Source organism: Streptomyces swartbergensis (genome assembly GCF_002148965.1).
GTDB lineage: Bacteria > Actinomycetota > Actinomycetes > Streptomycetales > Streptomycetaceae > Streptomyces > Streptomyces swartbergensis.
On the sequence record NZ_NGFN01000359.1, the window covers coordinates 1 to 8,707 of the forward strand.

Consider the following 8,707-nt stretch of genomic DNA (forward strand, 5'->3'; position numbering starts at 1 on the left):
CCCTGGCCCCTGGCCCCTGGCCCCTGGCAACCTTACGGCTCCCTCCGGGGACCGAGGAATGCCGCACCCCGCCCGACTGACGTTCCGCAGGGAGAGATCACCATGCACATCACCTTGGGCAACACTCCTGACGACACCCTGGCCGCCTTCACCGCACGGGCGGCCGCCGATCCCGGCGTCGCCGGGCTGGTGCTCAGCGGCTCCCGAGTCCACGAGGGCATGCCGACGGTCCACTCCGACTACGACCTGCACGTCATCCTGAGGGACCAACATGCCTCACCCATCGCCGAGTTGGACTGGTTCCGCTCCGCCCACCTGGACCTCGTGGTCATCCCGCTGGCGGAGTTCCGCACGCGCGGCATGCCCGGCCGCCCGGACAGCTTCGCGCGCTACTCCTACGTCCACGCCGAGGTGCTGCTCGACCGGCTCGACGGGACCATCGCCCGGATCCTCGACGAGAAACGGACGCTGGGCGCCACCGAGGCCCGGGCCGCCGTCGACGGCTGGCTCGACGCGTACGTCAACCAGACCTACCGCTCCCTGAAGAGCTACCGCGACGGCCGCCCCGCCATGGGCCACCTGGACGCCGCCGAGTCCGTCCCCCACGCCCTGGAGGTGCTCTTCGCCCTGCACCGCCGCGTCCGGCCCTACAACAAGTACCTCCAGTGGGAGCTGGAGCGCAGCCCGCTGGGCGACCGGCGGTGGGACGCGGACCGGCTCCTGCCCGTGCTGCGCCGCCTGCTCGCGGACGGCGACCCTTACACGCAGCGCGCGCTCTTCACCGACATCGAGGAGACGGCACGGCGAGCCGGCCACGACCCGGTCCTCGACTCCTGGGGGACGGATCTGGAGCTGCTGCGCCACCCATGAGTCCGGCGGGCCCGGTGCCGGACCTCAGCGCCGGGCCAGCGCCAGCACACTCAGACCGAACATCAGGACACCGAGGGGGAGATGCACCGACGGGACGTGCGCGATGCCGACTACGACCTGGACCGAGGCGAGTACGAGGAAACCTGACGCGTGCCAGACGGGCCGGGGCGAGCCGCCGCCCGGCTTCCACGCCAGTACCGCCGCGAGCAGATACAGCATCGACGCCGCGTACATCACACGGGCTCCGGCACTGTGCAGCGTCTCTCCGTAGGACGAGGTCAGCAGCAGTCCGGCGGAGACCGCCTGAAGGAAGATGGTCAGGGTCTGCAGGGCGATCGCGATCCGCAGGAACGAGGAGCCGCGCTGTGCGTTCGCCGTCGCCCTTACCTGAGTGGCCATGTCACAGTCCCCTTGTCCGCCCTCGGGCAGTAGATCGATAAGGTCTCACCAGCTCGACGACGCGGGCCTGCGAAAGGTAAGGCGAGGGGGCGGCCGGAGCATGGGGACTGTCGGGAACAGCACAGACGAGACAGCCGGTGAGCGACGCCAACTGATCAATGTCGCTTACCGGTTGCTCGGTTCGGTGACCGAGGCAGAGGACGCCGTGCAGGATGCCTACGCCCGCTGGTACGGGCTGCCACGAAGCCGGCGAGAGGAGATCCTGTCCCCCGCCGCCTGGCTGACGACGGTGACCGGCCGCATCTGCCTGGACCTGCTCGGCTCGGCGCGAGCCCGCCGTGAACGCTATGTCGGCGCGTGGCTGCCCGAGCCGCTGCCCGACCGTACCGAGTTCGACCACGTCGGCGGCGCCGGGCCCACCGGCCCTGAGGACCCCGCCGACCAGATCGTCCTGGACGAGTCGGTGTCCATGGCCTTCCTCGTCGTCCTGGAGTCGATGACGCCTGCCGAGCGGGTGGCGTTCGTCCTGCATGACGTCTTCCGGTATCCGTTCGCCGAGATCGCCGCCGTTCTCGGCCGGACTCCCGCGGCCTGCAAGCAGCTGGCGTCCTCCGCCCGGCGGCGGGTGAGCGTCGCGCGCGCTCCGGTGACGGACACCGGCCGGGCCGACGTGGTGCGGCACGTCAAAGAGGCATGGGAGAGCAAGGACATCGCAGCCCTCGTCGGTCTCCTCGACCCGGCCGCCGTGATGACCGCCGACGGCGGCGGCATGGTCGGCACCGTCCTGCGCCCGGTCGAGGGCGGCGCGCGCATCGCCCAGTACATGGTCGCCATCGCCGACAAGGCTCCGGGGCTCGAACTCGTGGAGCGGTCGGTCAACGGTGTGCCGGGCCTGGTGGCCCAGCGGGCCGGCGTCGTCATGACCGTGGCGTCGTTCGACGTCTCCGACGGGCGCGTCACCCGGATCTGGGCGGTGCGCAACCCGGAGAAGCTGCGGCCGTGGGCGTGGTCGTAGCCCCGGTCCGCCGTTTCATCTCCCACTGTTTCCCCCGTGTCCCTTGCGCATCACCCGAGTTGGCGTCGAACCTGAGCATCGTTCATGTCCCTCTCTGCCTCCCCCGACCGGAGACACCCCCACCATGAGACGACTCCTCGGCGCCCTCGCCGCTGCCGCCCTGACCCTCACCGGACTGACCGCGACCTCCGCGACGCCCGCCGCCGCCGCGGACTCCGGCTCCTTCAACGTACTGACGTACAACATCGCGGGCCTCCCCCTCGGGCTCGGCGACAGCGACCCCGAGACCAACACCCCGCTGATCGGGCAGCGGCTGGGGCCGTACGACATCGTGAACGTGCAGGAGGACTTCAACTACCACGCCTCGCTGTACGCCAACGACAAGCACCCCCACCGCACGGCGACCAGTGGTGGCGCGGCCTTCGGTGACGGGCTCAACACCCTCTCGGACCACCCCTTCGAGGACTTCCAGCGGGTGAAGTGGAACAACTGCACCGGGACCAACTGCCTGACGCCCAAGGGCTTTTCACTGGCGCGGGTGAGGCTCGCGGAGGGCGCCTTCGTCGACGTGTACAACGTCCACACCAACGCGGACTCGGACGACGCGGCCCTCGCCGCCCGCCGGGCCAACGTCGAGCAGCTCTCCGACTTCATCCAGGCCAACTCGGCGGGCAACGCGGTGATCGTCATGGGCGACACCAACACGCGGTACACGCGCACCGGCGACAACATCCGCACCCTGCTGTCCGAGAACGGCCTGACGGACGCGTGGGTGAAGCTGGTGAAGGGCGGTACGCCCCCGGCCCAGGGCGGCGACGCGCTGGTCTGTGACGCGGCGGCGCCGACGGACGACTGCGAGGTCGTGGACAAGGTCCTCTACCGGGGCAGCAAGCTGCTGTCGCTCACCGCGACCCGCTACGCCAACGACTGGAAAGCCTTCCTCCGCGCGGACGGCAAGCACCTCTCCGACCACTTCCCGCACGCGGTCGACTTCTCCTACACGCTCAACTCCTCCCTGCGGGCGAGCGACTTCTTCGGCGGCCCCCACGGCACGGCCTTCAACGACGCGGACGACCTGCCGGCGAACCCCGCTCCCCGCACCCTCACCCTGCGCGGCGGCACCCGGCTGGACGCGGTGTCCCTGACCCACGACGGCGGTACGGCCCTGACCCACGGCAGCACGGGCGGCACGGCGACCTCGCTGACGCTGGCCCCGGGCGAGCACCTGACCTCGGTGAAGCTGACGCAGGGCCAGAAGGACGGCCGTACCCGGATCTTCTCGGCGGCCTTCACGACGGACCGCAACCGCACCCTGTCCGCCGGCGCCGCCGCGTCCGACGCGAAGACCTTCACGGCCCCCTCCGGCTGGCAGATCGTGGGCTTCACGGGCCGCGCGGGCGGGGAGATCGACAAGCTGGGGGTGATCTACGCACCGATCCGCTGAGCCCGTACTACGCTCTTCCCTCATGCCCAGAGCCGGCCTCACCCCCGACCGCCTCGTCGCCGCCGCGGCCGACCTCGCCGACGAGGCCGGCCTGGAGCACGTCACCCTCTCCGCCCTGGCCCGCCGCTTCGGGGTGAAGGACGCGAGTCTGTACACCCACGTCCGGAACCTGAAGGACCTGCGCACGCGGATGGCCCTCCTCGCGGGCGGCGAGATGATCGACCGGATCGCCGCGGCGGTCGAAGGGCGGGAGGCCGGCCGGGACACGCTCGGTGCCTTCGCCGGCGCCTACCGGGCCTACGCCCTGGAACACCCCGGCCGGTACGCGGCGACACAGATCCCGATCGACCAGGACCTGGTCGCGGACTCCCCCGCGATGCGCCGCACGGCCGACGTCACCTACGGCATGCTCCGCGCCTACGGCCTGGAGGAACCCGACCTCACCGACGCCGTACGCCTGCTGCGCAGCACCTTCCACGGCTACTGCGCCCTGGAGTCCACCGGCGCGTTCGGGGCGCCCCGTGACGTACAGGCGTCCTGGGACAGGGCGATCGACGCCCTGCACGTACTGCTTCGGAACTGGCCCCGCGAACAGAGGACGACCGATGCGTGACACAGCGGACTCCATAGCGCGGACCTACGCCCTCGGCACCGGGCCCTGGACCATGACACCGGTCACCCGGGGCGCACTGGGCCAGATCTGGAAGCTCACCGGAAACGGGTCCTCGTGGGCCGTGAAGGAGCTCCTCTTCGGCTGCGACGAGGCCCAGGTCCGCCGCGAGGCCGCGCTCCGGGACTCGGCTGCGGACCTGGGCATCGCCTCGCCCCGTCTCCACCCCGACCGCCGGGGCGCGCACGTCTCCCGCCTCGGCTCCCCGGCCGGCTCCTGGGTGAAGCTGTACGACTGGGTCGACGGCACCCGGGCGGACGCGTCCGACCCGGACGTCCTGGACTGGTTCGGCCGGACCATGGCGCTGCTGCACCAGGCCGGTGAAGGCGCCGTCGAGACGCCGGGCGACTGGTACGAGCGGTGTCCTGACGAGGCCGACTGGGATGACGTCCTCAAGAAGGTGCGGGACGCCGGCCTGCCGTGGGCCGACGAGTTGGGCCGGTTCGTCGCCGTGTCCGCGCCCCGGCTCGCACACTGGGTCACCCCGTCCCCGCCGGGCGGCCTCGTGACCTCGCACCTCGACCTCCAGCCCCAGAACGTCCTGGTCGGCCCGGACGGGCCGGTCCTCCTCGACTGGGACAACGCCGGACCGATCGCGGCGGAACGGGAGTTCGCGCGGGCCGTGTACGTGTGGTCGGGCCGCAACGAGGTGGACATCGCGTCCGCCCGGCGTCTGGCCCGGGCCTACCGGGATGCCGGGGGCCGGGACCTGGTCACGGGCCCGGAGTCGTTCTCGATGCTCTTCGCCACGGACCTGAACTACATCCGTGTGCAGGCGGAGACGGCCGTCGATCCCGCGGTGACCACCGCGCAGCGCGAGTTCGCGGGCCATCAGGTCGTCACGTGCCTGCGCGCCCTGCCGGACCTCGCTGCCGTGTCGCTGCTGGTCGCCACGCTCGACACCTGACGGAACGACCTGCCGAACGGCTTGCGGAGTGGCCTACGAAGCAACCTGACGGGCCACTTCCCCGTACGACGGAGTCGGCCCCGCCGGCGTCCGGCCGGCCCGGATCTCCGCCACCGCCTCCAGGGCCGCGCCCAGCGCCCGCCGATACAGCAGCGAGCCGAGACTGATCCGGCGTACGCCGGCCTCGGCGAGGCGGGGGACGGATGGGCCGTCCGGTGAGTAGAGGACGTTGAGGGGGGCGTGGACGCGGCGCACCAGGGGGGCGATCTGCCGCAGGTCGGTGAGGCCGGGGACGAACACGCCGTCCGCGCCCGCCTGTTGGTAGGCGTCGAGCCGGGCGATCGTGTCCGTGACGTCGCCGTCGCCGAGCCAGTGGGTGTCGGTGCGGGCGTTGACGAAGAGGCCGGGGACAGCCTCCTTGACGGCGGCGATCTTCGCCGCATGCCGGTCGGCGGGCCCGAGTCCGTCCTCCAGGTTGATGCCGACCACTCCTACGGCGTACAGCTCCCGCGCGAACTCCGCCACCTCGTCCGGGTCCTCGCTGAAGCCGCCCTCGGCGTCGACGGACAACAGCCACGGCTCCGAGCCGACGGCGAGGGCCAGCCGGAGCGTCTCCTCCCGGGTCGCCGCCTCGCCGTCGGGCAGTCCCGCGGCCGCGGCGACGCCCAGGCTCGTCGTCGCGACCGCCCGGAACCCCCGCCCCGCGAGCGCCCGGGCGGACGCGCAGTCCCAGGCGTTGGGCAACAGGAGCGGCTCGTCGGCGTGGTGAAGGCCGGCGAAGGCGGTGGCCGCCTCGGCGTGCCGTGTCTGCTTCGGGTGAGCGGTCATGCGGCCACGCTAGGGTCGGATCGCTTCGGCGCGGACCGAAGTGCGGCCGACGGGAGACCGGCCCGGCGCTCCACCCGCCTCAAGCCGTGGGCGGCGCCACCTCCACCCCCGAATCGCCCAGCTGCACCCGCGCCCCGTCCCCGTCGCGCCAGCGGACCTCGACCGACCCTGTCTCGTCCACCCGCACGGAGACCAGATCCGCCAGCGGGACCGGGTCCGGCTCCCCGGTCAGCCGGGCCAGGGCGACGAACAGTGTGGCGCCCGCGCCGGTGACGCCGGTGAGGGCGTCGTCGAGGCCGGCCGCGGGCAGGAGTTCGGCCCGCAAGCCCTCCCCCGCCGGCCAGCCGGTGACCCGTACCGGCGTCCCGGGCTCCGCGCCCGTCACCAGATGTGCCCGTACCTCCGCCGCCCCGTGCGCCAGCACCACGCTCGTCACCCGGGCTCCCCCGCCCGCCGTGTGCCGCGAGGCCGCCCAGCCCTCGCCGACGCCCAGCGGTTCGATGCCGGTGCGGCTCGGGTCGTCGCCGACGAGCACGCTGTTGTCGCAGGAGGGGGACGGGGCCGTCACGGTCGAGTAGGCCATGCGCGTGTAGTACGGGTCGTAGCGGACGTCCTCGCTGCCGTGGTTGTGGAGGCGGACGACACCGTCGGACCGGGTGGACTGGAGCAGCCAGTTGGGAGGTCCGACGGGGGTGACGGCGTCCGCGCGCTCGGCCGGGGCGGGTTCCTCCGCCGCCGTCCAGACCTCGTGGCCGGGCGGCAGGAGCAGGCCGAGGAAGCCCTTGCTCGCCCAGTACGGGGAGGCCGGGCCCGAGTAGCCCTGGAGGACCGACTCGTCGGGGCCGTGCCAGCCCAGGGACAGCAGGCCCCGGTCGTCGACCGCGCCCCGGTCGAGGAAGTAGCGCAGTGCTCCCGAGGCCAGGCGCCGGGTCTCGCCCGGGGAGAGCGGCGTACGGCCGGTCAGGGCGCCCAGCCACAGCGGTGCCGTCGTCGCGAAGCGGTAGGTGAGGGAGCGGCCCTGGTGCATGGGCGCGCCGTCGCCGCCGAACAGGCGGGCGTAGTCGGAGAGATGGCGTTCGAGGCGCCCCCCGTACAGCTCCAGCAGGCGCTCGTCCCGCTCCAGCCAGGCGTGCAGCACCGGGTAGAGGTGCATGGCCCAGCCGTTGTAGTAGTCGAACTTGCGGCCGTCGCCGTCGGTGTACCAGCCGTCACCCACGTACCACTGCTCGATGCGTTCCAGGCCGCGGTCGATCGCCGCGCGGGACGCGTCCGGTTCGTGGCCGATCTCGGCCAGGAAGCCGCCCACCGTGACCGGGAACAGCTCCCAGTTGCAGGGCCAGGCTTCGGCGGTGAGCGCGTCGCCGAGCCAGGCGGCCGCCCGCTGCCGTACGCCGTCGTCCAGCCGGTCCCACAGCAGCTCCCGCGTCAGCCGCAGGGCGAGTGCGATCGACGCGGCCTCCACCAGGGGCTGGCTGCGGTCCTCGATGCGGGGCCACACGCCCGAGACTCCGGCGGCCAGCCCGTCGGCGTAGCGCTCCAGGGCCTTCTCGTCGCGGCGGAAGGCGGCCAGCAGCAGGGTGCGGGCGTAGCCCTCCAGGCCGTCGGAGAGGCGTCCCGACCAGCTGGTCCGGTCACCGGGCAGGTGGTACAGCGCGCGGTCCTCGGTCGCGTACGGCTCGACGGCGCTGAGCAGCGCGTCGGCCGCCGCCTCCCAGTGGGCGCGGGTGTAGCCGGTGTACGCGGAGGCCGTGCGGTCGGCGGGCGGAAGCTGCATCGCGTCTCTTTCGTGCTGGGACAGGTCGGAAACGGTTGAACCTGGAGCGCCCCGGTTCCGGTCGGGGCGCCCCAGGGGTTCATCCCACCCGCACCTTGCCCTTCGGCACCAGATGCCGGGTGACGAGTTCGTCGCGGACCAGGCCCGCGTAGGCCGTGGCACCGCGCACGGAGGTGTGCGTGTTGTCCCGCGCCTCGTTGTAGAGGTACAGGGCCTTGGAACCCTCCACGCCCAGGGACTCGACGAGTGCCTTCGTCTTCGCCGTGAGGTCGATCAGCGGGACGTCCTGGGCGGCCGCGACGGAGCGTGTGACCGCCGGGTGGTCGACGCCCAGGCCGTTGACCAGGAGCGCGGTTCCGTTGTTCAGCGTGCCGTCGGGGTTGAACCAGCGCCGCACGATGGGAGTGACAAGGACCGGCTGTCCGCCCCGCTCCCGGATGCCCGCCACCAGGGTCTCCAGGTTGGCCCGGTAGGTGGCCTCGTCCGTGGTCTTGTCGTTGTGGGCGAGCTGGACGAGGACCAGGTCGCCGGGGCGGATCAGGGGCCGTACGGTGGCCCACAACCGCGGGTTCCCAAGAAACGTGACCGTACTCTCGCCGGAATCGGCGTAGTTGGCGACGGACACGCCCTTGCGGAGGTACTGGGGCAGCTGCTGGCCCCAGCCGGAGTACGGGTCGCCGGGCTGGTCGCAGACGGTGGAGTCGCCGATCAGGAAGATCTGGCGGGTGTGCCGGGCGGGGGTGACCTTGATGCCGGCGAGGGCGGGGGCGGAGCCGCCGATCCGCAGGTCGATGCCGGGG

9 protein-coding genes are annotated in these 8,707 nt (G+C 72.4%); 5 read left to right on the plus strand and 4 right to left on the minus strand.

Annotation, left to right across the window (positions count from 1 at the left end; all coding sequences use genetic code 11):
- Positions 1 to 102: 102 nt before the first annotated feature.
- On the plus strand, positions 103 to 870 hold the full coding sequence (locus tag CA983_RS36295) for a hypothetical protein (protein WP_086604997.1): 768 nt from the start codon (positions 103 to 105) through the stop codon (positions 868 to 870).
- Positions 871 to 894: 24 nt separating this feature from the next.
- Here the strand turns inward: CA983_RS36295 and CA983_RS36300 are convergent, their stop codons facing one another.
- Positions 895 to 1,269 carry a hypothetical protein gene (locus CA983_RS36300; RefSeq protein ID WP_086604998.1) on the minus strand — a complete coding sequence of 125 codons (375 nt, stop codon included), beginning with the start codon at positions 1,267 to 1,269 and terminating at the stop codon, positions 895 to 897.
- A 100-nt stretch (positions 1,270 to 1,369) separates the two neighbouring features.
- On the opposite strand from CA983_RS36300, the gene sigJ reads away from it, so the two are divergent.
- The 4 genes from sigJ to CA983_RS36320 all read left to right on the plus strand — a co-directional run bounded on the left by sigJ (position 1,370) and on the right by CA983_RS36320 (position 5,305).
- Entirely contained in the window at positions 1,370 to 2,284 is a 915-nt protein-coding gene (gene sigJ / locus CA983_RS36305; RefSeq protein WP_086604999.1) for an RNA polymerase sigma factor SigJ, read from the plus strand.
- Between the two features lie 124 nt (positions 2,285 to 2,408).
- Positions 2,409 to 3,728: a jacalin-like lectin gene (locus CA983_RS36310; protein ID WP_086605000.1), complete on the plus strand. Its 1,320-nt coding sequence runs from the start codon at positions 2,409 to 2,411 to the stop codon at positions 3,726 to 3,728.
- Positions 3,729 to 3,750: 22 nt separating this feature from the next.
- A complete protein-coding gene (locus CA983_RS36315) occupies positions 3,751 to 4,341 on the plus strand; it encodes a TetR/AcrR family transcriptional regulator (RefSeq protein ID WP_086605001.1) in 591 nt (196 codons plus the stop codon).
- Positions 4,334 to 5,305, plus strand: a complete 972-nt coding sequence (locus tag CA983_RS36320) for a phosphotransferase enzyme family protein (protein ID WP_086605002.1) — start codon at positions 4,334 to 4,336, stop codon at positions 5,303 to 5,305. Before CA983_RS36315 ends, CA983_RS36320 begins: the two co-directional genes overlap by 8 nt.
- A 33-nt stretch (positions 5,306 to 5,338) precedes the next feature.
- Here CA983_RS36320 and CA983_RS36325 read toward each other — a convergent pair whose 3' ends face one another.
- The 3 genes from CA983_RS36325 to CA983_RS36335 form a co-directional block, all read right to left on the minus strand.
- A complete protein-coding gene (locus CA983_RS36325) occupies positions 5,339 to 6,133 on the minus strand; it encodes an isocitrate lyase/PEP mutase family protein (RefSeq protein WP_086605003.1) in 795 nt (264 codons plus the stop codon).
- Between the two features lie 79 nt (positions 6,134 to 6,212).
- On the minus strand, positions 6,213 to 7,907 hold the full coding sequence (locus CA983_RS36330; RefSeq protein WP_086605004.1) for a DUF2264 domain-containing protein: 1,695 nt from the start codon (positions 7,905 to 7,907) through the stop codon (positions 6,213 to 6,215).
- A gap of 79 nt (positions 7,908 to 7,986) precedes the next feature.
- Positions 7,987 to 8,707, minus strand: a 721-nt coding sequence (locus tag CA983_RS36335) for a rhamnogalacturonan acetylesterase (RefSeq protein WP_086605005.1), incomplete at its 5' end; no start/stop codon positions are given.

What these genes read in the sequence shown, in the direction of transcription:
- CA983_RS36295 (WP_086604997.1), top strand. Translation starts at nt 103, where the DNA reads ATGCACATCACCTTGGGCAACACTCCTGACGACACCCTGGCCGCCTTC.
- CA983_RS36300 (WP_086604998.1), bottom strand. Translation starts at nt 1,269, where the DNA reads ATGGCCACTCAGGTAAGGGCGACGGCGAACGCACAGCGCGGCTCCTCG.
- sigJ (WP_086604999.1), top strand. Translation starts at nt 1,370, where the DNA reads ATGGGGACTGTCGGGAACAGCACAGACGAGACAGCCGGTGAGCGACGC.
- CA983_RS36310 (WP_086605000.1), top strand. Translation starts at nt 2,409, where the DNA reads ATGAGACGACTCCTCGGCGCCCTCGCCGCTGCCGCCCTGACCCTCACC.
- CA983_RS36315 (WP_086605001.1), top strand. Translation starts at nt 3,751, where the DNA reads ATGCCCAGAGCCGGCCTCACCCCCGACCGCCTCGTCGCCGCCGCGGCC.
- CA983_RS36320 (WP_086605002.1), top strand. Translation starts at nt 4,334, where the DNA reads ATGCGTGACACAGCGGACTCCATAGCGCGGACCTACGCCCTCGGCACC.
- CA983_RS36325 (WP_086605003.1), bottom strand. Translation starts at nt 6,133, where the DNA reads ATGACCGCTCACCCGAAGCAGACACGGCACGCCGAGGCGGCCACCGCC.
- CA983_RS36330 (WP_086605004.1), bottom strand. Translation starts at nt 7,907, where the DNA reads ATGCAGCTTCCGCCCGCCGACCGCACGGCCTCCGCGTACACCGGCTAC.